The 25,244-nt window shown below is 65.2% G+C and carries 27 protein-coding genes and 1 pseudogene; 10 read left to right on the top strand and 18 right to left on the bottom strand.

Annotated elements, in window-relative coordinates; translation table 11 throughout:
- The first annotated feature begins 123 nt into the window (after positions 1–123).
- Both aroQ and TZ00_RS15935 read left to right on the top strand, forming a co-directional pair.
- Complete coding sequence (aroQ, locus tag TZ00_RS15940) at positions 124–801, top strand: gamma subclass chorismate mutase AroQ (RefSeq protein WP_052521644.1); 678 nt, start codon at positions 124–126, stop codon at positions 799–801.
- A gap of 99 nt (positions 802–900) precedes the next feature.
- A complete protein-coding gene (locus tag TZ00_RS15935; RefSeq protein ID WP_084606220.1) occupies positions 901–1,563 on the top strand; it encodes a helix-turn-helix domain-containing protein in 663 nt (220 codons plus the stop codon).
- Here the strand turns inward: TZ00_RS15935 and TZ00_RS15930 are convergent.
- Both TZ00_RS15930 and TZ00_RS15925 read right to left on the bottom strand, forming a co-directional pair.
- Positions 1,560–2,051 (bottom strand): peptide deformylase, encoded by a 492-nt coding sequence (locus tag TZ00_RS15930; protein ID WP_044443201.1) that lies wholly within the window; start codon positions 2,049–2,051, stop codon positions 1,560–1,562. The genes TZ00_RS15935 and TZ00_RS15930 overlap by 4 nt on opposite strands.
- Entirely contained in the window at positions 2,048–5,455 is a 3,408-nt protein-coding gene (locus TZ00_RS15925; RefSeq protein WP_044443199.1) for a pyruvate carboxylase, read from the bottom strand. The genes TZ00_RS15930 and TZ00_RS15925 overlap by 4 nt, the downstream gene beginning before the upstream one ends.
- A 78-nt stretch (positions 5,456–5,533) precedes the next feature.
- On the opposite strand from TZ00_RS15925, the gene TZ00_RS15920 reads away from it, so the two are divergent.
- Complete coding sequence (locus TZ00_RS15920) at positions 5,534–6,352, top strand: ParA family protein (RefSeq protein WP_044443444.1); 819 nt, start codon at positions 5,534–5,536, stop codon at positions 6,350–6,352.
- Between the two features lie 81 nt (positions 6,353–6,433).
- On the opposite strand, the gene TZ00_RS15915 is transcribed toward TZ00_RS15920, so the two are convergent.
- From TZ00_RS15915 to TZ00_RS15895, 5 genes are all read right to left on the bottom strand, one after another.
- Positions 6,434–6,919 (bottom strand): MerR family transcriptional regulator, encoded by a 486-nt coding sequence (locus TZ00_RS15915; protein WP_044443442.1) that lies wholly within the window; start codon positions 6,917–6,919, stop codon positions 6,434–6,436.
- A gap of 245 nt (positions 6,920–7,164) precedes the next feature.
- Entirely contained in the window at positions 7,165–7,866 is a 702-nt protein-coding gene (gene ftsR / locus TZ00_RS15910; RefSeq protein ID WP_044443196.1) for a transcriptional regulator FtsR, read from the bottom strand.
- Positions 7,867–8,343: an FHA domain-containing protein gene (locus TZ00_RS15905; protein ID WP_044443194.1), complete on the bottom strand. Its 477-nt coding sequence runs from the start codon at positions 8,341–8,343 to the stop codon at positions 7,867–7,869. It abuts the gene before it with no gap.
- 107 nt (positions 8,344–8,450) lie between these two features.
- Positions 8,451–9,401 carry an NUDIX hydrolase gene (locus TZ00_RS15900; protein ID WP_044443192.1) on the bottom strand — a complete coding sequence of 317 codons (951 nt, stop codon included), beginning with the start codon at positions 9,399–9,401 and terminating at the stop codon, positions 8,451–8,453.
- Positions 9,401–9,604 carry a DUF1653 domain-containing protein gene (locus tag TZ00_RS15895; protein ID WP_202965868.1) on the bottom strand — a complete coding sequence of 68 codons (204 nt, stop codon included), beginning with the start codon at positions 9,602–9,604 and terminating at the stop codon, positions 9,401–9,403. Before TZ00_RS15895 ends, TZ00_RS15900 begins: the two co-directional genes overlap by 1 nt.
- A 126-nt stretch (positions 9,605–9,730) precedes the next feature.
- On the opposite strand from TZ00_RS15895, the gene TZ00_RS15890 reads away from it, so the two are divergent.
- Positions 9,731–10,351, top strand: coding sequence for an FMN reductase (locus tag TZ00_RS15890; protein ID WP_044443438.1), 621 nt, complete (start codon positions 9,731–9,733; stop codon positions 10,349–10,351).
- A gap of 7 nt (positions 10,352–10,358) precedes the next feature.
- Here TZ00_RS15890 and TZ00_RS15885 read toward each other — a convergent pair whose 3' ends face one another.
- Positions 10,359–10,982 (bottom strand): alpha-ketoglutarate-dependent dioxygenase AlkB, encoded by a 624-nt coding sequence (locus TZ00_RS15885; RefSeq protein WP_044443190.1) that lies wholly within the window; start codon positions 10,980–10,982, stop codon positions 10,359–10,361.
- 77 nt (positions 10,983–11,059) lie between these two features.
- Here TZ00_RS15885 and TZ00_RS15880 point away from each other — a divergent pair, with 77 nt between their 5' ends.
- Complete coding sequence (locus TZ00_RS15880; protein ID WP_044443188.1) at positions 11,060–11,434, top strand: RNA-binding S4 domain-containing protein; 375 nt, start codon at positions 11,060–11,062, stop codon at positions 11,432–11,434.
- Between the two features lie 34 nt (positions 11,435–11,468).
- Here TZ00_RS15880 and TZ00_RS15875 read toward each other — a convergent pair whose 3' ends face one another.
- The gene (locus TZ00_RS15875) at positions 11,469–12,410 is read right to left on the bottom strand and encodes a J domain-containing protein (RefSeq protein WP_044443186.1); all 942 of its coding nucleotides are present in this window, start codon (positions 12,408–12,410) and stop codon (positions 11,469–11,471) included.
- A 164-nt stretch (positions 12,411–12,574) separates the two neighbouring features.
- Between TZ00_RS15875 and TZ00_RS15870 the strand changes: the two genes are divergently transcribed.
- Positions 12,575–13,750 (top strand): alcohol dehydrogenase catalytic domain-containing protein, encoded by a 1,176-nt coding sequence (locus TZ00_RS15870; protein WP_044443184.1) that lies wholly within the window; start codon positions 12,575–12,577, stop codon positions 13,748–13,750.
- A 50-nt stretch (positions 13,751–13,800) separates the two neighbouring features.
- Positions 13,801–14,397 (top strand): HdeD family acid-resistance protein, encoded by a 597-nt coding sequence (locus TZ00_RS15865; protein WP_044443182.1) that lies wholly within the window; start codon positions 13,801–13,803, stop codon positions 14,395–14,397.
- Positions 14,398–14,415: 18 nt separating this feature from the next.
- Here the strand turns inward: TZ00_RS15865 and TZ00_RS20020 are convergent, their stop codons facing one another.
- Positions 14,416–14,586 carry a hypothetical protein gene (locus tag TZ00_RS20020; RefSeq protein WP_161793791.1) on the bottom strand — a complete coding sequence of 57 codons (171 nt, stop codon included), beginning with the start codon at positions 14,584–14,586 and terminating at the stop codon, positions 14,416–14,418.
- Positions 14,587–14,595: 9 nt separating this feature from the next.
- A pseudogene (locus tag TZ00_RS19815) lies at positions 14,596–14,757 on the bottom strand (mechanosensitive ion channel family protein); the annotation flags it as partial.
- A gap of 243 nt (positions 14,758–15,000) precedes the next feature.
- Here TZ00_RS19815 and TZ00_RS15860 point away from each other — a divergent pair.
- Together TZ00_RS15860 and TZ00_RS15855 are read left to right on the top strand one after the other, a co-directional pair.
- A complete protein-coding gene (locus TZ00_RS15860) occupies positions 15,001–15,687 on the top strand; it encodes a DUF3105 domain-containing protein (RefSeq protein ID WP_044443180.1) in 687 nt (228 codons plus the stop codon).
- On the top strand, positions 15,684–16,385 hold the full coding sequence (locus TZ00_RS15855) for a DUF305 domain-containing protein (protein WP_044443178.1): 702 nt from the start codon (positions 15,684–15,686) through the stop codon (positions 16,383–16,385). Before TZ00_RS15860 ends, TZ00_RS15855 begins: the two co-directional genes overlap by 4 nt.
- Positions 16,386–16,401: 16 nt before the next feature.
- Here the strand turns inward: TZ00_RS15855 and TZ00_RS15850 are convergent, their stop codons facing one another.
- Both TZ00_RS15850 and TZ00_RS15845 read right to left on the bottom strand, forming a co-directional pair.
- A complete protein-coding gene (locus TZ00_RS15850; protein ID WP_078714832.1) occupies positions 16,402–16,707 on the bottom strand; it encodes an ArsR/SmtB family transcription factor in 306 nt (101 codons plus the stop codon).
- 74 nt (positions 16,708–16,781) lie between these two features.
- Positions 16,782–17,624: an aggregation-promoting factor C-terminal-like domain-containing protein gene (locus TZ00_RS15845; protein ID WP_044443434.1), complete on the bottom strand. Its 843-nt coding sequence runs from the start codon at positions 17,622–17,624 to the stop codon at positions 16,782–16,784.
- A gap of 319 nt (positions 17,625–17,943) precedes the next feature.
- Here TZ00_RS15845 and TZ00_RS15840 point away from each other — a divergent pair, with 319 nt between their 5' ends.
- The gene (locus tag TZ00_RS15840) at positions 17,944–18,996 is read left to right on the top strand and encodes an ATP-dependent DNA ligase (protein ID WP_044443176.1); all 1,053 of its coding nucleotides are present in this window, start codon (positions 17,944–17,946) and stop codon (positions 18,994–18,996) included.
- On the opposite strand, the gene TZ00_RS15835 is transcribed toward TZ00_RS15840, so the two are convergent.
- From TZ00_RS15835 to TZ00_RS15815, 5 genes are all read right to left on the bottom strand, one after another.
- Positions 18,969–20,603 carry a M20/M25/M40 family metallo-hydrolase gene (locus TZ00_RS15835; RefSeq protein ID WP_084606218.1) on the bottom strand — a complete coding sequence of 545 codons (1,635 nt, stop codon included), beginning with the start codon at positions 20,601–20,603 and terminating at the stop codon, positions 18,969–18,971. The two genes, TZ00_RS15840 and TZ00_RS15835, sit on opposite strands and share 28 nt — an antisense overlap.
- 120 nt (positions 20,604–20,723) lie before the next feature.
- Positions 20,724–21,746: a non-homologous end-joining DNA ligase gene (ligD, locus tag TZ00_RS15830; protein WP_044443174.1), complete on the bottom strand. Its 1,023-nt coding sequence runs from the start codon at positions 21,744–21,746 to the stop codon at positions 20,724–20,726.
- Positions 21,747–21,811: 65 nt separating this feature from the next.
- Positions 21,812–22,714 carry a glycine betaine ABC transporter substrate-binding protein gene (locus TZ00_RS15825; protein WP_044443172.1) on the bottom strand — a complete coding sequence of 301 codons (903 nt, stop codon included), beginning with the start codon at positions 22,712–22,714 and terminating at the stop codon, positions 21,812–21,814.
- Positions 22,715–22,784: 70 nt separating this feature from the next.
- The gene (locus tag TZ00_RS15820; protein ID WP_084606216.1) at positions 22,785–23,729 is read right to left on the bottom strand and encodes an ABC transporter permease; all 945 of its coding nucleotides are present in this window, start codon (positions 23,727–23,729) and stop codon (positions 22,785–22,787) included.
- A complete protein-coding gene (locus TZ00_RS15815) occupies positions 23,726–25,030 on the bottom strand; it encodes a quaternary amine ABC transporter ATP-binding protein (RefSeq protein ID WP_052521639.1) in 1,305 nt (434 codons plus the stop codon). Before TZ00_RS15815 ends, TZ00_RS15820 begins: the two co-directional genes overlap by 4 nt.
- Positions 25,031–25,244 lie beyond the last annotated feature (214 nt).

Genomic DNA, 25,244 nt, shown 5'->3' with positions numbered 1-25,244 from the left:
TTAGACGATCGTCTAGGTAAAGGGACAGCGGATCAGTGCCGCCCCACTCCCTGGCGGACGTCATCCGACGAACTGTTGCGGCGCGCCGCCGACGCAGTCGACCAATCAGCAAGGGAGACATTCATGCCACGCATCCGCACCACGACGCAGTTTCAGACTTCTCGGCGCGGCGGCGTCTCTCGCGCTCTCGCCGGCGCGGTGATTCTCGGCGTTGCTTTCACGGGCATCATCGGCTCCACGGAAAGCGCCACCGCGTCCGACATGTCCGCAGCAGTCGAGCAGTCCTCGGTCACACGCGCCTCAGCACAACTTCACACGGATGGCGCGGGCGAACTCGATCCGATCGGATCCCTCGTCGCGCAACGACTCGCGCTCGCCACCCCCGTCGCCCAATCAAAGTGGCTGAGCGGAAAACCCATCACAGACGCCGCACGGGAGCAGGCCGTCGTCGACGAGGCGGTCGCGCTCGCGACGAAGGATGGCGTGGACCCCGCCCTGGTGGAACGCGTGATTCGTGCGCAGATCAGCGCTAGCAAGGTGATTCAGAAGGGTCTCTTCACCACGTGGAAGCACGACCCCGAAGCGGCGCCGACGACCGCTCCCGACCTCGCCGCCATCCGACCTCAGCTCGACTCCATCGACACCGCGCTCGTGACCGCGATCGGTGATGCGTCCGCCGTGGCGAACGACTCGCGCTGTTCGCACGCCGTCGACACCGAGCGTGATCGAACGTATCCGGGAATGGACTCGCTCGAGCGCAAGGCCGTGCGGGTGGCCTGGGCATCGTTCTGCGCAGGCTGACCCGACAAGCCGCGGCCTCGCGATAGAGCAGCTCAGACGATCGGCCTCCGTATAATTGTGCCTCTCGCACAGTGCCGGATCAGCGGGTCGAGGAGGGCAATGAATCGACGAGTGCAAGCGATGGAAGCGTCGAAGGCTGCCATCGTCGAGGCCGCCGGTCGACAGTTCGGCACGTATGGATACGAGGCGACAACGTTCTCGCGCGTTGCCGAGGCGATGGGCAAGCCGAAATCCGCCATCGGATACCACCTGTTCCCGTCGAAACTGGCCCTCGCCACTGCGGTGATCGAGCAGCAGCAGCTGCGGTGGACGAGCCTGTACGAGAGGCTGCCTCATCCGCCGGGTCTCGAACGACTCACCGCGTTTCTTTTGACGACGTCTCTCGACGCCCGTTCCTGCCCTCTTGCGGGGGGCGCGACGAGGTTGCTGCACGAGCTTCTCGATGCGGGAATCGACGTGCCCCGCGATTTCGACTGGGCGACGACCGTGAGGCAGCAGCTCGAAATCGCTGTGCGCGACTCCGGCGGCAATCCCGACGAGCTCCCCGAGCGAACCGTCGGACTCCTCCTCAGCGCCACGTTCGGCCTGGTGGGCGGATCAACGACGGTGAACGCCGATGAATTGGAGATCCGACTCAAGTCTCTGTGGGCTCCCCTGTTCGAGTCCTGGGGCATCGCAGACGCATCGTCACGGGTTCAGAGTGTCAGCGCAATAGACATAGCAGGGGCCGGTCACCCGGCACCAGATCCTGCCGCAGCCTAGAACCAGTCAGACTCTCGCACCTGCTTCATGGCCTCGCGTCGTGCCGGCTTGTCGAGCCGATCGAGGTAGAGCAGGCCATCGAGGTGATCGGTCTCGTGCTGCAGAGCTTGCGCCATCACTCCGGTTCCCGATACCTCGATCGCGTTGCCATCGAGGTCGATGCCGGTCGCCCGTGCGAACGGGTGCCGGAGCGTGGGAAACCAGAGCCCGGGCACGGAGAGGCATCCCTCATCGACGAGTTGCGGCTCCCCCGACAGCTCGATGATCTCGGGATTCAGGATGTACCCGATCCGACCGTCGACGTTGTAGCTGAACGCGCGGAGATTGACACCGATCTGCGACGCGGCGACTCCGGCGCGACCCGGCAGACGTACGCTATCGAGCAGGTCTTCAACGAGCCCTCGGATGCGATCGTCGATCACCACCACAGGATCGGAAACGGTCTTCAAGACAGGGTCGCCGAAGAGGCGGATCTCGCGGACGCTCACTGGGCGGCCACCACGACGAGCAGATCGCCGGCCTCGACCTGTTGGGTCACCGGGATGGCGACGCGGCTCACACGGCCCGAAATCGGGGCCGTGATGGCGGCCTCCATCTTCATGGCCTCGATGGTTGCGACCGACTCTCCCGCAGCGACGATCGACCCCTCAGCCACCTTCAAGGTCACGACGCCCGAGAACGGAGCCGCAACCTGACCCGGCTTCGACGGGTCGGCCTTCTCCGCAGCCTTCGTGTCGACCGTGATGCTGCGGTCTCTGACGAACACCGGACGAAGCTGGCCGTTCAGAATGGTCATGACCGTGCGCATGCCCTTGTCGTCTGCTGTACCGATCGCCTCGAGACCGACGTAGAGCTTGACGCCCTTGTCGATCTCGACGACGTTCTCCACGCCCTGTCGAAGGCCGTAGAGGTAGTCGACAGTGTCGACGACCGACAGGTCGCCATACTGCTCACGCACCTGCTCGAATGTCTTCGTCGGGCCGGCGAACAGCAGCCTGTTCAGGGTTGACCTGATAGCCATGCTGTCGTCGCCCGACAGGGTGTCGGCGTCGGCCGGCGCGAGCGGGGTGACCCCGATCTTGACTTCGCGGCCCTCCAAGACCTTGGTGCGGAACGGCTCCGGCCATCCACCTGGCAGTTCGCCGAGCTCCCCCGCCATGAACCCGATCACCGAGTCGGGAATGTCGTAGTTCTGGGGGTTCTCTTCGAAGTCCTTGGGGTCGGCCTTGACGGCGGCGAGGTGCAGGGCGAGGTCGCCGACCACCTTCGACGACGGCGTCACTTTGGGCACTCGACCGAGGATCTTGTTTGCAGCCGCGTAGAGGTCTTCGATGCGCTCGAAGTCATCCGCGAGGCCGAGCGCAATCGCCTGCTGGCGCAGGTTCGACAGCTGGCCCCCGGGAATCTCATGGCTGTACACACGCCCGGTGGGTCCGGCGAGACCCGACTCGAACGGACGATAGACGGTGCGCACGGCTTCCCAGTAGGGCTCGAGGTCGAGCACAGACTGAAGCGAGATGCCGGTGTCGCGGTCGGTGTGCGCGAGAGCAGCGACAAGACTGGATGCCGACGGCTGGCTGGTCGTGCCGGCCATCGGTGCGCTCGCCACGTCGACGGCGTCTGCACCCGCCCGGCTCGCGGCAAGCAGCGTCGCCAGCTGGCCGCCCGGTGTGTCGTGGGTGTGCACGTGCACGGGCAGATCGAAGTTGGCGCGGAACGCCGTGACCAGCTTCTCTGCCGCAGCCGGACGCAGCAGACCCGCCATGTCTTTGATCGCGAGCACGTGTGCGCCCGATGACACGATCTGCTCGGCCAGTCTCAGGTAGTAGTCGAGGGTGTAGAGGTCTTCGGCGGGGTCGAGCAGGTCACCCGTGTAGCAGACGGCCACCTCGGCCAGCGCGTGGCCGGTCTCGAGCACGGAGTCGATAGCGGGACGCATCTGGTCGACGTCGTTGAGCGCGTCGAAGATGCGGAAGATGTCGACACCCGTCTTGGCAGCCTCACGCACGAACGCATCGGTGACCTCGGTCGGGTACGGCGTGTACCCCACGGTGTTGCGACCGCGCAGCAGCATCTGCAGGGCGACATTCGGAACGGCCTCGCGCAGAGATGCGAGACGCTCCCATGGATCTTCGCCCAGGAATCTCAGGGCGACGTCGTAGGTCGCGCCGCCCCACGCCTCGACAGAGAGGAGTTCTGGGGTCATGCGGGCAACGTACGGCGCGACCGCCAGCAGGTCTCGGGTGCGTACGCGTGTTGCCAGAAGAGACTGGTGCGCGTCGCGGAAGGTCGTCTCGGTCACAGCGAGAGCGGCCTGGGCGCGAAGGGCGCTCGCAAAGCCCTGCGGACCGAGCTCGAGGAGTCGCTGCCTCGAACCGCTCGGCGCGGGGGCATCGAGGTCGATGGCCGGAAGCTTGTCGAGGGGGTTGACGCTCGACAGGCGTGCGCCGTTCGGCTGGTTGACGGTTACGTCAGCGAGCCAGTTGAGGATCTTGGTTCCGCGGTCTTTTGAGACATGGCCTCGAAGCAGTTCGGGGCGTTCGTCGATGAACGAGGTGCTCAGGTCTCCCGCCGCGAAGCTCGGGTCTTCGAGCACGGCCTGCAGGAACGGGATGTTGGTGGCAACGCCGCGGATGCGGAATTCCGCTAGGGCTCGTTTCGAGCGACGCACTGCGGCCGAGAAGTCGCGGCCGCGACAGGTGAGCTTGGCCAGCATCGAGTCGAAGTGCGGACTGATCTGCGCGCCCGGATTGATGGTTCCGCCGTCGAGCCGAATGCCAGCTCCTCCCGGCGATCGGTACGTGGTGATCTTGCCCGTATCGGGCCGGAACCCCGCGGTCGGATCTTCGGTTGTGATGCGGCACTGCAATGCGGCACCGCGAAGCACGATCTTCTCCTGCGACAGGCCCATCTCGGCCAGGGTGACGCCTGCGGCGATGAGCATCTGCGACTGAACGAGGTCGACATCGGTGACCTCTTCGGTGACGGTGTGTTCGACCTGGATGCGCGGATTCATCTCGATGAAGACATGCTCGCCCGCGCGTTGCCCCACGGTGTCGACAAGGAACTCGACCGTGCCGGCGTTCACGTATCCGATCGACCGAGCGAAGGCGATCGCATCTCGGTGCAGCGCCTCACGCAGCTCGTCGCTGATGTTCGGTGCCGGCGCGATCTCGATGACCTTCTGGTTGCGCCGTTGAACGGAGCAGTCTCGCTCGAAGAGGTGCAGGGTCTCCCCCGTTGCATCCGCAAGGATCTGCACCTCGATGTGCCTCGGGCGAAGGACAGCCTGCTCGAGGAACATGGTGGAGTCGCCGAATGCGCTGTCGGCCTCTCTCATCGCCGCCTCGAGGGCTTCTCTCAGCTCGCCTTGCGACTCGACCCTACGCATCCCTCGACCGCCGCCTCCGGCGACAGCCTTGGCGAAAAGGGGGAAGCCGATCCCAGCAGCACCAGCCAGGAGCACGTCGAGGTCACGTGATGCAGGGGTGGATCGGAGTACCGGCACACCGGCTGCGATCGCATGATCCTTCGCCGTGACCTTGTTTCCGGCCATCTCGAGCACGTGCGAGCCGGGCCCGATGAAGGTGATTCCCGATGCGCGGGCAGCCTCGGCGAGTTCGGGATTCTCGGAGAGAAAACCGTAACCGGGGTAGATGGCGTCGGCGCCGCTCTCGATGGCGACGCGGATGATCTCGCTCACGTCGAGATACGCACGCACCGGGTGACCGATCTCGCCGATCTGGTAGGCCTCGTCGGCCTTGAGTCGATGCATGCTGTTTCGGTCTTCATAAGGAAAGACGGCGACGGTCTTCGCACCGAGCTCATACGCCGCACGGAATGCCCTGATGGCGATCTCTCCACGGTTGGCGACGAGAATCTTGGAGAACATGGGAGGGCCTTTCACAAATACGTGCGCATACAGCGCACGGTTAGGTTGTCTCAGCCTAGTAAAGGTAACGTGGTGTTCGTGCATGTACTCAGCGTCAGCTCCCTCAAGGGAGGAGTGGGAAAGACCACGGTGACGCTCGGGCTCGCCTCGGCCGCTTTTGCAAAGGGCCTGCGTACCCTCGTCGTCGATCTTGACCCCCAGTCCGATGTCTCGACCGGCATGGACATCCGTGTCGCCGGTCACCTCAACGTGGCCGATGTTCTGGCCAGCCCCAAAGAGAAGGTCGTTCGTGCGGCCATCGCCCCGAGCGGCTGGACAAAGGATCGCGGCGGCAAGATCGACGTGCTGATCGGCAGTCCCTCGGCGCTCAACTTCGACGGTCCGCACCCGAGCATCCGCGACATCTGGAAGCTCGAGGAGGCACTGGCCACCGTCGAGGCAGACTACGATCTCGTGCTCATCGACTGCGCCCCCTCGCTCAACGCACTCACCCGAACCGCGTGGGCAGCCAGCGATCGAGTCAGTGTGGTCACCGAGCCCGGACTCTTCTCTGTCGCAGCGGCAGACCGCGCACTTCGAGCCATTGAAGAGATCCGTCGTGGTCTCAGCCCTCGACTTCAGCCTCTAGGCATCATCGTGAATCGTGTTCGGTCGCAGTCGCTCGAGCACCAGTTCCGCATCAAAGAGCTGCGCGACATGTTCGGTCCGCTCGTTCTGAGCCCACAGCTACCAGAGCGCACGTCTCTGCAGCAGGCGCAGGGTGCCGCGAAGCCACTGCATGTGTGGCCCGGCGAAGGCGCGCAGGAGATGGCGCGTAACTTCGACCTTCTTCTCGAGCGCGTTATGCGAACCGGGCGACTCGGCGAGTACGCCGAGACCAAGACCGCTCGCGGTTAGATACCTGCCCTTCGACAGGCTCAGCGAACGGACCCGTTTGCTGAGCCTGTCGAAGCGAGCCTGTCGAAGCGCTCGCTTAGCCTAGGAGATCTTGCGGTTGGCTCGCCGTGCAGCGAGCTCGTCCATCGGGTCGGGAACGTTCGAATCGATCGAGACGAGCGTTGTCTCGACCTCTCGCAGAACCTTGCCCACGGCGATGCCGAACACGCCCTGTCCGCGGCTGACCAGGTCGATGACCTCGTCGTTCGAGGTGCACAGGTAGACGCTGGCTCCGTCGCTCATCAGGGTCGTCTGGGCGAGATCGTTGATGCCGGCCTCACGAAGCTGCTCGATAGCCGTGCGGATCTGCTGAAGTGAGATGCCAGTGTCGAGCAGACGCTTGACCAGCTTGAGCACCAGAATGTCACGGAATCCGTAGAGACGCTGCGAGCCAGACCCGGCGGCGCCGCGCACGGTCGGTTCGACCAAAGCGGTGCGTGCCCAGTAATCGAGTTGACGATAGGTGATTCCGGCTGCACGCGCGGCGACGGCTCCCCGATATCCCGAGTCAGCGTCGAGTTCGGCCATGCCGTCGGTGAAGAGGAGGCCATCGAAGCGAGCGTCGTCGCTGCGCTTCGTGCCTGGGCCGGCACCGGTTCCGATGTTCTCGCTCAAGAAACGCGCCTCTTCCAGAAAGTTATCGGCAGTGAAATGCCGGATGTGTCTACTCAGTCCACGCTAGCGAGGCGATCCCTCGGCAGCAACGACATCCGCATTTAACGGTCGGCGTGTCGCGCTGAGTCGACGTGCGTCTAGTCTACGGCGCGCAGTCGTCAGGGAACGAGTCGACCGAGAGCCGATCTGATCAGGCTCCCTCGAACTATTTCGAGTTGACCCGCGATCTCGACGGCGAGTTCTGCGGCCCGTGCACGACTCGACGCGTCATTTCGCCTCGACACGGGAACAAGCGCACTTTCGATGAGCCCGAGCTCTCGCTCGGCGGCAACGCGGAATCCCCGCAGATGGCGCGGTTCGATGCCGCAGCGCTGAAGCTCGACGAGCGCCTTCAGCACCGCGAGGGTTTCGTCTCCGAATGTCTCCCCGGCTGTGATGACAGAAGCCGAGACCGCATCTTGAAGCAGCATCGGCGTAGCGCCGGCTTCGCGGATCAACTCGTCGCGACTGAGACGTCGACCGCTCGGCAGCATCGACGGCCCGTGATCGGTTGTCGACCCCGGAAGGAGTGGCCCGAGGCCCGCGTCGACGTCGTCGAGGTACGACTTGATGACAACGAGCGGCAGATAGCGATCTCTCTGCATCGTGAGGATGAGACGGAGTCGATCAAGGTCTTGCTGGCAGAACTTGCGGTAGCCGGATTCGGTTCGAGCAGGCCTAACGAGCCCTCGCTCCTCGAGGAAGCGAAGCTTCGAGGGTGTCAGGTCAGGAAATTCGGGCGTCAGTCGGGCCAGCACCTGGCCGATGCTGAGAAGCTGTGCCGAGGCTGATCCGCGCGCCGATGCGGGTGTTGCGGCCATCTACTCGCCGGGAGCGGTGACGACGTCGAGCCGCGACGGGTAGAACGTAAGACGGAACTTGCCGACCTGCACTTCGGCTCCATCGCTCAAGAGCGCCCTGTCGACCCGCACGCCGTCGAAGTACGTGCCGTTGAGGGAACCCAGATCGGTCACCTCGAAGGCATTGGCGCGACGTGTGAAGGCGGCATGCCGACGCGATACGGTGACGTCGTCGAGGAAGATGTCCGCCTCGGGGTGACGCCCCGCGATCGTGCTGTCGGAGTCGAGGAGGAAACGAGCCCCGTTATTCGGCCCGCGGCGCACGATCAGCAGCGCTGAACCCGAGGGCAGAGCGGCAATCGCCTCGAGTTCTTCTGCCGTGACCCCACCTTCGAGAGCCGCCAATTGGGCCGCGAACTCCGCAGTGAAGTGCAGGGTCGTGTCGGTCTCATTACGTGCGCGGTTCGCGGACTCGTGTGCGTTCGTGTCATCAGCCAAGTTCGTGACCTCCTAGGGTGTCCAGCGTAGCCGATGCGAGTCAGCCCGCGAGCAGGGAATACGCCGTACGGATACACGCTGAGGCAGGTTAGGGCGCCGATCAGGCGTCATATGGATCCGTCTGAGAGACCCTCGAGTATTCCCGTCAGCCAACTCGTTCCTTTCGTCACGCATCCGAACGACTCGACACGTCTTCGAAGACCCGCGTCGGCCGTGACGACCAGCACCGTGTCGCCGCGATTCCGCCGCGAATCGGCGATCTCGACGATCAGATCGTCACCCTCGCCGTCGGCTCGGTCGATCATGAGAACAGGCGTATGGATGCCGTCGGCCAGGGCACGCGCCGAGTTCTGGGCACGCGGATCGGGTGCATTTCTGGCTTGCCCTTCGAGCACGGCGACGATCGATGGCCAGTAAATGTCGACATCGAGACCCATAAGCGTTCCGGGCACGCCCGCGTCGGCGCGGCGGTTGAGCGACTCGAGCAGATTTGCGGCCGCCCCCGCCCGATCCTTCCACCATCCATTCGGTCGGGAGCCGACCACGTTCGCCGCATCGACGACAACGCTGATCGACTGCTGCACAAGCCTCTTGAGCGAGGGCCAGCGCGCAGCGAAGCCAGGATGGAGCGGCAGCGAGTCGACCTCGTGGATCGGAACCCAGCGGAGCTCGGCACTCTCCGCATCGCCGATGACCGCCTCGAAGGCATGTGTGGCGCGCACGCCGACCGTCGTGTAGCTCCAGACTCCAAGGTCGAGCACGCTCGTGAATTCGAGGACGAGCGCGTCGGCCGGCACCCCCGCCTCCTCCGACGCTTCGCGCAGAGCACCGCGCACGGCAGACTCGCCCTCATGCCGTGCGCCACCGGGAAGACCCCAGGTTCCGCCATGATGGCTCCACTCGGCCCGCAGCTGCAGAAGAATGCCGCGGTCGTCGTGCACGAGAAGTCCTGCCGCCCCGAAAGTGCCCCAGAATTTACGCCCATCTGGTGCCGTGACCCACGCGTCGCCGCTTCCGTGGGGTCGGCGACCTGCCGCGTCGAGCGGGTTCGTGGCCATCACAGCTTGGTGAAGCGTGGCACCGCAACACCATCGACCACGGCGTCGCCGAGAAACATATCGAGGGGCCGAATCCACAGGGAACCGTCCGCAGATCGGTAGACCGCTACCCTCTCTTCCGTCTCGCTGTGCCGCGCTTCGCCGACGACGTCGTATCGACCGCCCTTGAAGTGAACATACGCGCCGGGCTCCAAGGTATCCATCACCCGATTCTGCCTCATCTCGTCGAGGGTGGCGCCGCCCCCGATCGGTGGGAATATTCGCCACCGCCATCGGGTTTCGAACCCATGTAGATGCAAACGCATTGAAATGTGGGAGTGGAGATCATCATGAACAAGTCGATCGCAATCATCTCGGCCGGACTCAGCCAGCCCTCGTCGACGCGCCTGCTTGCCGACCGACTGGGCGAGGCGACGACGCGAGCATTGGCAGACGCCGGTTCCGATGCGACGATCACCGTCATCGAACTGCGCGACCTGGCGCACGAGATCACGAACACGATGCTGACCGGTTTCGCCGCCGGAGAACTCTCATCCGCGATCGAGACCATCACCGACGCGGATGCCGTCATCGCGGTGACCCCGATCTTCTCGTCGTCGTACAGCGGACTCTTCAAGTCGTTCTTCGACATCCTCGAACCGCGCACCCTAGCCGGCAAGACCGTGCTCCTTGCGGCAACGGGTGGCACGGCTCGTCACTCACTGGCCCTTGAATATTCGGTGCGCCCGCTCTTCGCGTACCTACAATCTGTCATCGTGCCAACCTCGGTTTTCGCAGCGTCAGAAGACTGGGGAAGCGCAGGGGGAACGCATGGCGAACTTGCCGCGCGGATCACACGGGCGGGCGGCGAGCTGGCCGAGATGATCGAGGGACGCCCCACAACACGGCCCATCGAGGAGCCCGTCATTCCCTTCGCCCAACAACTGGCGAATCTCACCGTTTCGGCGTAACCGCAGGTCAGGCGCGTCGAAACTGCACGCTGATGCGGGGCCCGACAGCCTTGGCCGATTTGAGGATGGCGTGCTCGTAGGTGCGCTGGCAACTGCCGCCCATCACGATGAGGTCACCGTGCCCCACCGGAAATCTGGAGATCTCCCCGCCTCCGACCGGACGCACGGACAGCACGCGCTCCGCGCCGACAGAGAGGATGGCGACACGCGTGTCGCGCTGCACCGTACGGCCTACTCGATCGCCGTGCCACGCGACGCTGTCGTCGCCGGTTCGATAGAAGCACAGGCCGGCGGTCGCGAATCGCTCGGCATCGAGATGCGCGTAGTGCTCATTGAGCAACCGCATCGACTCGTCGAGCGTCGGGTGCGGCAGGCGGTCTTTCGCGCCGAACCAGCTCACAAGCCGAGGCACCTCGACCACCCTGTCGTACATCTCACGCCTGTCGGCTCGCCACTCCACGGCAGCGACCAGGTCTTCGAAGAGCGAGTCGGAATTGGCGACCCATCCCGGCCTCAAATCGATCCACGCCCCCGAATCGAGCGGGATGCGCCGCACCCGCTCGCCGAGGGCGCCGACGACCGGGGCCGCCCCCGGGTCATCGAAGAGCGAGGCCTGATATGCAAGAGTCATACACCGAGCATACGTATATTCGAACATATGTTCTAGTCGCCGTGGGTGTCGCATCGGTCGTCTCGTAGAGTCGAGGAATGGAAGCAGGCTCATCGATTCGAGTGGACAGCTGGATCTGGGCCGTTCGGCTGATCAAGTCACGCTCCCTTGCCACGGCCGCGTGCCGTGCGGGTCACGTGCGGGTCAACGGCGAGAAGGTGAAGGCGGCCTACTCCGTACGGGTGGGCGACGAGGTCAGACTCCGAATGCCCGACGCCGAGCGGATCGTGGTGGTCAAGAGGATCCTCGCGAAACGAGTGAGCGCGGCCGTCGCGGCAGAGAGCTTGACAGACAACACTCCGCCGCCGCCGCCGGCGCGTGAAGACGTGCCCTTCGTTCCCATCCGCGATCGTGGGGCCGGACGTCCGACGAAGCGCGAGCGACGCGATATCGAGAAGCTGCGCGGCCACTGACACCGTCGGCCGAGCAGCTCGGCAACTGCGTGCCTCAGACCAGCTGAACGCCCTGCTGGAGTCGCGTTCGCACCTCGAAGACGTCGCCCCGACGCCTCGCGTCGCCGCCGGGCACCCCGGATCGCATAACATCCGACAACCGCGAGCGCGCTATCACGAGGGTGCCCGCATTGCGGCCTCTGTCGATCGACTCGGATGACGCATCTACGAGCGCTCCATCGGGCACGACGATTACCTGACCGTCGAATCTGACCCCGAGCGATCTGCCGAGCTTTCGCGCTGAACGCACGAGGTCGCGAATGGGCTGTTCTCCGTCGGGGATCGCGTCCCCTGTCAGCTCACCCCTGTGGAGGCGCACTGATTCTCCCCAGTCCTCCGACATCAGGGCGAGAAGTCCAGCCGGTCCGAGCACGATGTGGTCGATCTTGTGGCCCGTGGGAGTGGCGACGTCGTTCCAGACGGTGAACCCCATGCCGAGATCGGAGAGGCTGCGAGCCGTCTGCTCTTCCGCCAGCGCTTTGCCGAGGAGCCAGCGGATCTCGCGGGGAGCGCTTCGCACAAGGGCGGCGTCGTAGGGGTCCGCCAGATCGGCGCCCCGCCCCGCCCACTCCCTGATGAGCGTGAGAAATCGTTCCCTGGCCTGGCCCCCAGGGTGCCCGTAGGATCGCGCTTTCAGGCTCGATGCGGTCGACGGCGCTGCGGCACGAGCGGTCCACGATGACGATCCCGCGGCACGAGCCGAGCCTGAGCGGGCAGACGGCGCAGACGCTCCGCGGTCGTAGGCCGATCGAGAGACGGGGTCGCCCAGAACCTCCCAGGCGGCCTGCACAGCGTGAAAGCGCGCCGGAGAACCACCCGTGTCGGGGTGCGTCTCGCGCAGACGCCGACGGTAAGCGCGTCGCATCTCCTCGACGCTGGCAGCGGGCGTGATGCCGAGCACCTCGTAGGGAGTGGCCGAGGCCGGACTGTCAGACATACCGCTCGTGAACCTTCCTGATCAGGGTGTGACCCACAGGTCCCGAGCACGAGAATACCGGCCAATCCTGAAGTCGTGCCCCGGAGCATCCGGCCCGCTACACCGTCGCCCGCCGTGTGTCCAGCCGTCGACGCGGCCCGACAGGTTCAGCGCACGATGGATGCATGAGAGCACTCACCTGGCAGGGAAAAAGAAACGTGCGCGTCGAAACGGTGCCGGATCCCGTCATCGTGGCTCCGACGGATGCGATCGTCCGCATCACGTCGACGGCTATCTGCGGATCCGATCTTCACCTCTACGAACTCTTCGGGCCGTTTCTCGACCGCGGCGACGTTCTCGGGCACGAACCCATGGGAATCGTCGAGGAGGTGGGCTCCGACGTGCGCAACCTCGCCGTGGGCGATCGCGTCGTCGTGACCTTCAACATCGCCTGCGGCCACTGCTACATGTGCCGTCGCGGCCTGCAGTCCCAGTGCGAAACGACGCAGGTCAGAGAGCAGGGTTCGGGCGCGTCGCTCTTCGGCTACACGAAGCTCTACGGGCAGATTCCTGGAGGACAGGCCGAACTGCTGCGCGTGCCACTGGCCGACTACAACGCCGTGAAGGTTTCGGCAGAAGGTCCGGATGACCGCTACCTGTTCTTGAGTGACATTCTGCCGACCGCGTGGCAGGGCGTGACGTACGCGAATGTGCCGGATGGCGGCACCCTCGGCGTGCTCGGATTGGGGCCCGTCGGCCAGTTCGTCGCGCGGGTCGGTGTTCATCTCGGCTATCGGGTACTCGCGGTCGATCCGGTGCTCGAGCGGCGCGAGCTGGCGGCCCGCTACGGCGCCGAGGTATGGAATCTCGATGACGACATCGTCGATGTGCTGCGCGACCAGACGGAGGGGCGCGGACCGGACTCGGTGGTCGACGCCGTGGGCATGGAGGCGCACGGCTCCCCCGGCGCCGGATTTGCGCAGGCTGTCGTAGGCATCCTGCCCGACGCCCTGGCTCGACCCGCGATGGACAAAGCCGGCATCGACAGGCTCGCCGCTCTGCACACGGCCCTCGATCTCGTGCGCCGAGGCGGAACGGTGTCGCTGAGCGGCGTCTACGGCGGCGAGGCCGACGTGATGCCGATGAAGTCGATGTTCGACAAGCAGATCTCTCTACGAATGGGGCAGTGCAATGTGCGCAGCTGGATCGACGACCTCCTCCCGCTCGTCGAGGAGTCGCGTGACCCGCTCGGGGTTCTCGATCTGACCACCCATCGCGTCTCGCTCGAGGAGGCTCCGGCGATGTACGAGGTGTTCCAGAAGAAGGAGGATGGCTGCGTAAAGGTCGTACTCACCCCCTAGGGACGAAAGCCTCTTCAATCTGCTAAGCGTGACCCACTACGGTATGTAATATGACAAATTCCCCGCTCGCGGCAGTCGCCAAAGGAATCTGGTGGGCCGTGCTCCTGCGCGGCATCTTCGCCGTGATTTTTGGAATCATCGCCCTTGCTGCGCCAGGCGCCGCTCTCACAGGTGTTGTGTTCGTTTTCGGAATCTATGCCATCGTCGACGGCGTCACGGCGGTCATCCATGCCGTTCAGATCCGGACTCCCGGCAGCGGATGGGGATGGTTGCTCTTCCAGGGCGCCGTCTCGATCATCGCGGGCGTTGTCGCCCTGATCTTCCCGGTGCTGGCCGGCGTCATAGGCGGGCTCTTCGCCCTATGGACGATCGTGATCTACGCGGTGATGCACGGAGCGCTCGGTATCGGCTCTGCAGCCGGACTCGCCGACGGTCGGAACCGTACCATCGGCATTGTCTCTGGCCTTCTCACGCTCGCGTTCGGCATCCTGCTCGGCATCCTCACGCTGGCGACTCCTGGCGCGACGGTGCTGAGCCTCATCTGGATCGTGGGGATCTATGCCATCGTCTTCGGCGTTATGTTCATCATCGCCGCCATACAACTACGCCGTGGCGTGACGACCCTGCTCGGCCAGCAGAGCGCGTAGATTCCGACGCGCCGAACCTCACTCGGGTGCAGGCGGGCGGATCACGTCGATCCGGCCCGTGAAGAGGCTCGCTCTGTCTTCGGCCTCGGGATCGCCCGAGAAGAGATCGCCCGTTCCCGTGTTCGGCTCGGGATCGAGCGACGGGCCACGCATATCGGCCTTGGCGCTGACCAGGATGCGGATCCGCACTTAGCCTCCGATCGCGTCGCTGAAGGCGAGCTGCATTCCCGAGAAGACGTTCGAGAGACTCGACTGAACCGCGAGTCCGGCGATGATCGAGAGCAGTCCGGCAGACGCGAGAAGGCTGGCCCCGAAGGTCTGGGCGCCAGGAAACGACAACAGAACGGCACCGAGAGCGACCGCGCCAGACCGGGATTCTCGAGGAAGACGATGACGACGACGATAGCTGAAGCCACGGCGATGAGTGCCCCGAGGATGCTCCGAACGAGCTCGGACTGAAGAATATCGTTGAGCGTTCGCTTTCTCCCGTCGATGATGCGGCTGCCGACGGTGCGGCGAAGTTCTGCCCGTTCCCAGTATTTCACCAGCCCATTCATGGCAACTTGTAGGTACAACCGAAAAAATCCGACCGAATCGAGAGACGTGACCCCGCCGCCCGAAGACGCCCGAGCATCCGACCGCCCCCAGAAATTGACGGTGAAGCAGCAGCGCGCCGCGGATCGAGAAGCCAAATTGGCCGCGTTCCGTCAGGCACAGGCACGACAGAAGCGCAATCGTCTGATCGCCATCGTCACGGGATCCGTGGCGGCCGTGGCGATTGTCGGACTGCTGATCGGATTCGTCGTCACATCGGCCACTCCCAAACCAGATCCGTCGAGCATCGCCATAGAGGGCTTGCAGACCTACCCGGGCCTGACGGCGAACCACGTCACCACCCGCGTAGATTACCCGCAGAACCCGCCGGTCGGCGGCGATCATGCCGGAGCATGGCTGAACTGCGGCGTGTACGAGGAGCCCGTGCCCAATGAGAACGCCGTGCACGCGCTCGAGCACGGCGCCGTCTGGGTCTCATACGACCCCGCGAAGCTCGACTCCGCCGGCGTCGATGCTCTCCGGTCCAAGCTTCCAGACAACTACATCGTTGTCTCGCCCATCGACGGACTCGACTCGCCCATCGTCGCCAGCGCCTGGGGCGCTCAGGTCGCGCTCGACGACCCCGACGACGTGCGCCTCGGATCGTTCCTCGACCGGTTCTGGCGCTCCAACGACGCGCCAGAGCCAGGGGCCGCCTGCACCGGAGGCATCAACGCGCCGGGCCGCGTGGCGTGACCGAAAAGGAACGTCCGCGCGAGGGAAGCCGCTGGCGGCTCGTAACCGCCGGCGTCATCGCTGGAGCGCTCGTTCTCACGGTCGGTCTGGCCGGAGGCTGGATACTCGCAGCACGTAGCGCCGACCCCACGTCGTCGAGCGTCGAGGCCGGATTCGCTCGGGACATGCAGACCCACCACGATCAGGCCGTCGAGATGGCCCTCATCGTTCGGGACCTCACCGATGACCCCGATATCCGCGGTCTGGCCTATGACATCGCAACGAGCCAGGCCCAGCAGTCGGGCCAGATGTACGCGTGGCTCAACGACTGGGGAGTTCCCCAAGCGCGTCCGGGCGAAACCATGGAATGGATGTCTGCCCCCACACTCGACGGAAGCGCCGGCCAGGGGCACGATCACGGAATCCCGGCCACGACGGACGCCACCTCGTCGACCAGCGCCTCCGCTGAAAGTGGCGTTATGCCCGGTATGGCCAGTGAGGCCGATCTGGAGCGCCTGCGCAACGCAAGCGGATCAGACGCAGAAGTGCTTTTCCTCACCCTGATGATCGCGCATCACAAGGGTGGCGTCGAGATGGCTGATGCCGTTCTCGCGCGCAGCACCCACCCCCTCGTCACGACGTTGGCGCGGGCGATCGTATTCGCCCAGTCGGGAGAGATCGACTATATGGAGAGCCTCCTCGCGAGCCGAGCGCCATGACCTCGGCGCGCAACGCTCACGACGCATCCGGCGTTCGCTGAGCCCACGCATCGGCGATCTCGCCGAGGTGGCGGGATGCTTCGCTCAGGACGTCGGGACGCGCCGAGTATCGCAATTCACGGCCGACCCGTTTCGACGACACCAGTCCGGCGGCGTCGAGGGCGGCGAGATGCTTAGCGATGGCCTGCCTGCTGACCGGCACCGATTCGGCGAGGGCCGACGCCGAGAGTTCGGCACCGGCCACTCTGCCGAGAATCTGCCATCTCGTCGCCTCGCCGAGCGCAGAGCACACCTGCCTCAAGTGTTCGAGATCGTAGGCCACGAAAGAACTCCTTCGACGGGATCGGCAGCGGATGCCGCCAGTCTAGGGCAACCTTCGGGTTGCGATGACGGAGTTCAATACCAGTTCACCGACTGCGAGTGCGACCAGGCAGCACACGGCGTGCCGTAACCGCGTTTGATGTAGTCGAGTCCCCACGTGACCTGGGTCGTTGCATTCGTCTCCCAGTCAGAGCCGGCCGAGGCCATCTTGCTGCCGGGAAGCGCCTGCGGGATTCCCGCCGCTCCGCTCGATGCGTTCGAAGCCTGGTAGTTCCATCCCGATTCCTTCGTCCACAGCGAGACCAGGCACGAGAACTGATCGTCGCCCCAACCGTACTTCGATGCGGCAAGCGACTGAGCGGTGGCCTTGGCACCCGCGACAGTGTTGCCTGCGGCGAGGGCCTCTGCGGCGGCGGCCTCAGCAGCAACGGCAGCCTCGGCGGCAGCCTGGTCAGCCTGGCTGGCGGCGGCCTGAACGTTCGCCTTCGCCTCTGCAGCCTGCTTCACCAATGACAGCACCGTGTCGCTGTCGAGCGTTTGGTACGACGCCAGCGACGCTACGGTTGTCGACAGCGGGGTCGTGTCGACCTTGTTCTGCACGGCCGCGATCACCTGATTCGCATCATCGATCGTCGCCTTCGCCTTCTGGTCAGCCTGCACTTTGGCGATGGTCGCGTAGACGCCCAGATGATCGCGCTGCAGGCCCGTCCCGCTCGACAGCTGCGCGGTCGCCGCCGCGCGTTCGGCCGACGCAGCATGTGCTTGAACGATGAATCCGGTACCGACGAGCGAGCCGCCGACAGCCACAATGGCCGCCGTGGCGAGGTAGCGCTTGCGGGTCGTCTGTCGGCGGGTCTTCGCCAGCTCGCGTCGGGTAGACGCTGTTCGGGTGGAAACGGTCTGTGGAGCCTGGTGCATGTCGTCCAATGGATCGTCGACCGGCACGCCGAAAGCAAGCGCGGTCGTGCCAGGGCGCTCGCGTTTCCCCGTGGTTCTCTGTCTGTCCGGAGGGGACGAGGCCGTCGTCGCAACCGGGTAAGCGGGGCGCGGCCTCGTGGCGTGACGAATCGGTGTCGGGTGCGCCCACGGCCTGATGCGGCGCGCGGGCGAAGCCGACAGTATGCGAAGTTGTCCTGAGATTTCACGGTTAAACCCCTGTGCACCCCGTGCACGGGCCTTTCTTCGACCACGGCTAGGGGGGTTGGTTCCCCGACGTCGACGGAGCAGGATCGTTCGTATGAAATCTCCCCTCGGACCTGTCCCCGCGCCCATGCTTGCGAAGTCCGTTCCCGGGCTTCCCGACCAGGACAGCGTTCCTGGCGGGCTCGGATACGAGCCGAAGTGGGACGGCTTCCGCGGGATCGTGTCATACGACGGGGAATCGGTCGAGATCACGAGCCGCGGGTCGAAGCCGCTCACCCGGTATTTTCCCGAGCTGGTGGATGCCTTCGCCGAGCAGCTCGAGGAACCGTGCGTCATCGACGGGGAGATCGTGCTGCGGCTCGGCGCCCCGGGCGGCGAACGTCTCGACTGGGACGCGCTCTCGCAACGAATCCACCCGGCCGCCAGTCGCATCCAGACACTGTCGAGCGAGACACCGGCGAGTTTCATCGCCTTCGATCTGCTGGAGAGAGACGGCCTGTCGCTGATGGAGCGGCCGTTCTCCGAACGGCGGAGCTCGCTGGTCGACCTGCTCGGCTCCGCCGTCGCGCCCCTTCACCTGAGCCGGCTGACCCAGGATGTCGACACCGCACGACGCTGGCTCGTGGAGTTCGAGGGCGCCGGGCTCGACGGAGTGGTTGCCAAGCCACTGGCCGCTCCGTACTCCCCCGGGAAACGCGTGATGCTCAAGGTAAAGCACCACCGGTCTGCCGACGTGGTCGTCATCGGATACCGGGTGCATACAAGCGGCGAGGGTGTCGGTTCCCTGCTTCTCGGCCTCTACGACGACTCGGGCGAACTCCGCAGCGTCGGCGGTGCCTCGGCGTTCACTGCGGCGCGACGGCTCGAGCTCGTCTCCGAGCTCGAGCCCGCCGTGATGCGCGACGCCGAGGGGGCGGTCGTCACCGGTGAAGGCGAACGAAGCCGCTTCTCCTCGGGCAAGGACGTGTCATTTGTGCGCCTTGAGCCCACCATCGTGGCCGAGGTGCGCTACGACCAGATGGAGGGCTCAAGGTTTCGCCACACCGTGCAGTTCGACCGCTGGCGCCCCGATCGGGACGCCAGCTCGTGCACGTTCGACCAGCTCGAGACTCCCGTCGCCTACGACTTCGGAGCCGTGCTGGAGTAGCGGCGACGGGCGCGAAGTCCGATCATCGTCGCCCCGACGAGCAGAGTGAGCGACGAAAGCGCGAGCAGCGGAACCGCATCGGCCGAACCTGTGGCGGCGAGAGCAGGCTGCGGAGCGGCGGCCGGCGCGACCGGCGTCTCCTCGACCGGCGTCGGCGCGGCCACCCCGTTGATCAGCACGGTGTCGTTCGCGAGTGATGCCGTGGCGAACGCGATGGCCTTCGACATGATGCCGAGGGCCTCCTCGTTGATGTTCTCGAGGTTGTCGCCGGCCTGGTGGTAGTTCTGGTCGAGGGTCTCGCCGACGATACCGCCAAACAGGGCCGCCTCCTCCTCGGTCTTCACGTCATCCGCGCCGGTGAACAGGCCGGAGGCGGGGATGCCGTTGTCGATGAACGCCTGGTAGTCACTGCGTCCGTCGAACGACGTGCCCACGAAGGGCTGGCCGATCGACGTGAAGTAGTTTTCGAACACGTCCTCCGTCTCGATCGATCCGGCGGGAATCTCCACGTCGGCGGGAACGCTCGACTCGTCGGCGTCGTACGTTCCGATGATGTAGTTCGGTGAGCCGACCATGTCGAAGTTGAGGTAGGTGGCGATGCGGTCGAGGGCCGCGGGATCGTTCTCCACCAGGTCGTCCACGTAGTGGGTGGACCCGACGAGTCCGAGCTCCTCGGCACCCCACCATGCGAAGCGCACCTTGTTGTTCAGCTCGCCCTGCTTGGCGAGTTGCACCGCGACCTCGAGCAGGGTCGCGGATCCGCTTCCGTTGTCGTTGATGCCCGGCCCCTCCGGCACGCTGTCGAGGTGCGAACCGAGCATCACGACATTGTCGGCACGCCCCGTCGCGGTCTCTGCGATCACGTTGAACGTCGAGACCGTCGCGGTCGTCTGCTCGAGCGCGACGGAGATCGAGACCGCACCCGCACCGATCGCGGTAACGAGGGCGGCGCCCCTGTCGGCCTCGATGCCGAACGACGGCACGGTGCCGTCGACGACCTCGCCGAACGTGCCGTTCAACGGACCAGGCTCCGAGTTGTACACGAGGAGGGCGCGCGCGCCCGCGCCGGCGGCGGCCACGGACTTCTCGGCGAACGAGCACACACCACGGCTGACAACGGCGATGCGGTCTGTCGCATCCACTCCGGCCCAGTCGTCTGCGGTGCAGCCGGTGCTGACGGCAGGCACGATCGCGTCGAAGGTGATCGGTGTGGTGCCCGGCGTGTACGCCATGGGGATGGCCTGCTCGGGAGTGAGGATCTCGCCGCCGACAGTGACCGACTGCGACTCGATCGTCTGGGTCGTCACGTCGAAGACCTGGCGCGAGGTGGTGTAGCCGGCCTCGGCGAGCACGGCCTCGACGTACTGGCCGCTCGCCTCGTACCCGGGACTGCCGGCGGATCTGTTGCCGCCGTTGCCCGGAGCGTCCGCGATGGCCTGCAGGTCTGCGAGGCGCTCCATGATCGCGTCGACGGTGACGGTATCGGCGAATGCGTCCTGATCAACGGCCGAGGCGGATGTCGCGCCACCCCAGACCATGGCCCCCGCAAGAGCGGTGGCGCCGATCGCGGCGAAGGCGGAACGTGAACGTCGTTGTTTCTTCTGCAAGGGTCCCCCTGATGATGTGGCCCGCGGCTACGGGCCGGTTGCGCCAGCCTAGGGAGACAGCAAAGTGCCCCCAATAGGGGGTACTGGGTTGTTACCCGATCTTTACATCCCCGAAACGCGTCAGGGCTGCTTCTTCGCCCTGCTCGGCTGCACTCGCGGCGGCTCCCCCGGCATCTTCGGGTAGTCCGGGGGGAAAGGCAGCTCGCCGAGGCCGTTCTCGACGTCGCGCGCCCACCACTCGAGGAGCACATCGATCGAGGCAGGCTTCTTGCCCATGACGGCCCACGGGTCCCCCGTGGTCGATAGCCGCTCGGGAACGGTGAGAATCGTGAACTGCGCGGGGTCGGCACGATCGAGCTCGCTCCACTCGATCGGGCACGAGACGGGAGCGTGGGCGAGCGCTCGCGGGCTGTAGGCGCCGGCCATCGTACGATCGCGGTTCGCCTGGTTGTAGTCGACGAAGATGCGTTCCCCGCGCTCCTCCTTCCACCAGTTCGTGGTGACCGCGTCCGGCATCCGGCGTTCGAGTTCGCGGGCCGCAGCTATCACTGCGTGCCTGACCTCGAGGAACTCCCACTCCGGCCGGATGGGCGCGAACACATGCAGCCCGCGGTTTCCCGAGGTCTTGATGAAGGCCTCCAACCCCGCCTCGGCGAGAACAGCCCGCAACTCGACGGCCACGGGCTTCGCATCGTCGAAGTCGGTGCCCGGCTGCGGGTCGAGATCGATGCGCAGCTGGTCGGGAAAGTCACTCGCTGATGCACGCGACGCCCACGGGTGGAACACGATGGTGTTCATCTGGGCGGCCCAGACGGCGGCGGCAGGCTCGTCGAGCACGAGCTGCGGATGCGTGCGGCCGCTCGGGTAGACGACCATCTCACTGCGCACATAGTCGGGTGCGCCCTTCGGCGGGTTCTTTGAGAAGAACTGCTCGCCGTCGATGCCGCCAGAGAACCGCTGCAGTGACACCGGCCGGTCGCCGTTCGCGGCAATGAATGCCTCGCCCACGGTGACGAGATACTGGGCCAGATCGAGCTTCGTGATGCCCACCTCAGGCCAGAGCACACGAGACGGACTCGAGATGCGCACCTCCCGATCGCCGTGAGGGCCAGGGACACTGATGCTTGCCGCTTCGCTCGCCATAGTGGGAAGGCTACTCGTGCGGGCGGCGCGGAGTCACTCCCCCGCCGCCCACACGAGATGACGGGCTACTCTGCCGTCAGCGAGTCGACGTAGTCGCGGTTCTCGGAGATCCACTTCTCGACGACGGGACCGAAGTCCTGACCGTCGTAGTCGACGAACATGGCCTTCTCGAGCGAGTACAGCTGCTCGAGATCCATCTTGTAGTTGCCGATCCACTTCGCGGCCTGCGGGAACTCCTTCGCGAAGTCCGACTGTGCGAATGCATGCAGGCTCTCCACCGAAGAGAGGGTTCCTTCGGGGTCTTCGAGGTTCTTGATGGGCAGATCGGTGTAGGCCCAGTGCGGCTCCCACAGGGTCACGACGATGTTCTCGCCCTTGTCGGTCGCGCTCTTGAGCTCGGTCAGCATCGCGGCCGTCGAACTCGTCACGTACTCCATGTCCTCGAGTCCGTAGGCGGGAATGACCCGCTCGGTGGTGGCTTTCGTCAGGCCGGCGCCGGGTTCGATGCCGACGATCCGGTTGTCGAACTTGTCGGCATTGTCCGCCAGCTCCTCCAGCGAATCGATGGGGGCGTCCTCGTTGACCGCGATGGTCAGCTTCGACTCGTTGTTCCAGGCTCCGATGTCGACGATGTCGTCGCCGTACTCGTCGAGGTAGGACGCGTGGGTGTCGGGCAGCCAGACGTCGAGGGTGAGGTCGTAGTCGCCCGTTGACAGACCGGAGAACACCGGCGCGACGTCGGCGTATTCGAGTTCGACGTCGTAGCCCTTCTCGTCGAGGATCGCCTTCCACAGTTCAGATGCGGCAATGCCCTCGTCCCAGCCGTTGAACACGGCGAGGCTGAGCTCCTTCTTGTCGTCGTTGCCGTCTCCGACGGTCTCCGCCTCGGTGGCCGCACAGCCACCGAATGCGAGGACGCCGGCGGTCGAGAGGGCGAGCAGAGACATGATGCGAGTGCTGTTCTTCATAGGAGTTCCTGTTCTGGGCGACCGGATGGGCCACCCGTCGGGTGAGAAAAGATCTACGAGCCGCTGCCGGTCAGACGAGGGCCGGCTCGGTGCGCTCCGGCGCCGGCTCCGCGGCCCGCTCTGGTGCCGCCGGAGCGGCTGACGCGCGGCGTCGTGCTGCACGTGCGCCCAGCATCCGACCGAGCACCGTCTCGCCGTCGCCGAGGGCGGCGGTGAGACGGTCGAGGAAGATCGCGAGGATGACCACCGAGAGGCCGGCCTCGAAGCCGAGTGCGACATCGATGCGATTGAGGCTCGCAACGACCTGGGCGCCCAGGCCGCCGGCGCCGACCATACCGGCGATGACGACCATCGAGAGCGAGAGCATGATCACCTGGTTGACACCGGCCATGATCGTCGGACGGGCAAGGGGCAGCTGGATCTGCCGGAGAATGCGCCATCGCGACGCACCGAAGGCCTGGCCTGCCTCGACGATCTCCTTGTCGACACCGCGGATGCCAAGCTCGGTCAACCTGACACCCGGGGCGAGCGCGAAGATGACCGTCGCCACGATTCCGGGAACGACGCCGACACGGAAGAGAATCAACGCCGGAATCAGATAGACGAAGGCGGGCATCGTCTGCATGAAGTCGAGAATCGGGCGGATGATCCGGGACGCGACCGACGAGGTGGCGGCCCAGATGCCCAGTGGGATGCTGAGCACGATCGCCAGCAAGCTCGCGACGAGAACGAGCGCGAGCGTGTCCATCGCATTCTCCCACTGATCGACACTCACGATGACGAAGAGGCCCACAGCGGTGCCGAGCGCGAACCTCCATCCTCGGGCGAGATAGCCGAGAATCGCGGCGATCACGATCACAACCCAGAAAGGCGGCGATGCGAGCAGCAAGTCGACCACGTCATACGCGGCCAGGAAGATGGCGCGAATGACGTCGAAGACGCCGCCGAAGGTATCGGTGACGAAGGAGATGAAACCGGCAACCCAGGTTCCGAGATCGAGGCGGAAGTCGGTCATCGCACGGCCCCTTCCGTCGTCGACTCACGGAGGGTTTCGGCAATGACCTCGAGTGTGAGGGTCGTCGGAGGAAGCTGCACCGGAACATCCGCTGTGCTGGTAGATACGTTGCCGAGAGCGGCAAGCAGGGTGACGCGAGGAATGACCCCGAGCAGTCGACCGTCGTCGCCGACAACCGCGATCGGAAGGTCACTGCCGACCGACGGTTCGACCAGATCGACGAGATGCGCATCGGCGGGAACAACGGTGGCCTCGTGACGAAGAATCGCCTCGAGGTCGTTCTGGTTGGACTTGACCTGACGCAGCACGTCGCGGTCGCGCACGACGCCGGCGAGGCTGCGGTCGCGTCGGGTGACGAAGACGGCGGAGGTCTGAAGGTCGCGCATGATCCGCAGGGCGGCGCGGGGTCCGGCAGACATGGGGATGACGGCTTTCGCCTGCTCCATCACGCTCGAGGCCGTGAGCACGCGCGCCCGGTCGACGTCCTGCACGAACTGGGCGACGTAGTCATTCGCCGGGTCGGTGAGGATCTCCTCCGGAGTGCCGATCTGCACGATGCGACCATCGCGCATGACCGCGATCCTGTCTCCAAGGAACATGGCCTCGTTGAGGTCGTGGGTGATGAAGATGATGGTCTTTCCGAGCTTCTGCTGCAGCTCGATGAGCTGCTCCTGCATCTCCCTACGGATCAGCGGGTCGAGGGCGGAGAACGCCTCGTCCATCAGCAGAACGTCGGTGTCGGCGGCCAGCGCGCGGGCCAGACCGACGCGCTGCTGCATGCCACCGGAAAGCTCGCCAGGCAAGGAATCGGCCCATCCGTCGAGACCGACGGTGGCGACCATGTCGCGAGCCCGCTGAGTGCGCTCAGTCTTGGACATGCCCTGGATCTCGAGGCCGTAGGCGATGTTGTCGATCACGGAGCGGTGCGGAAGCAGCGCGAAGTGCTGGAACACCATCGAGACCTTCTGGCGGCGAACCTCGCGCAGTTTGGCCTGGGGAACGCCGGTGATAGAAGACCCGCCGATGGTCACGCTGCCGCTGGTCGCGTCGAGCAGTCCATTGAGCATGCGGATGAGCGTCGACTTGCCTGAGCCGGAGAGGCCCATGACCACGAAGATCTCACCGGGCTGCACATCGAATGACGCGTCGATGACGGCGGCTGTTCCGAGGGATGTCACCTCCGCTCGAGTGCTGCCCGCTCTCAATCTGTCGACGATCTCGGATGGTCGGCGGCCGAATGCCTTGTAGAGGTGTTCGGCCTTCAGTGCCGGGGTTGTCAGTGTCACGTGAGGAATCTCCATCACGACCGGCGGCGCTCTCGAATCTTAAAGGCGGTCGCCAGACGTGTTCCGTACTCGCAGACGGGTTGCCGTGATCGCTCTCGACGCATCAATCTGCGCGGGCGGAAGCCATCATGAGATCGCTTCGTCACGGTTTACCGTACGAACCCGCGGCAAGGTGGCCTGCGGGTGCGCGTCTTGGGGTGATAGGCCAATGGACCGGGCATAACCGTAA

It is taken from the genome of Agreia bicolorata, assembly GCF_000938265.1.
In the GTDB taxonomy this organism is placed as follows: domain Bacteria; phylum Actinomycetota; class Actinomycetes; order Actinomycetales; family Microbacteriaceae; genus Agreia; species Agreia bicolorata.
Note: the sequence above shows the minus strand (reverse complement) of the source record. Positions and strands in the feature narration are given on the sequence as shown.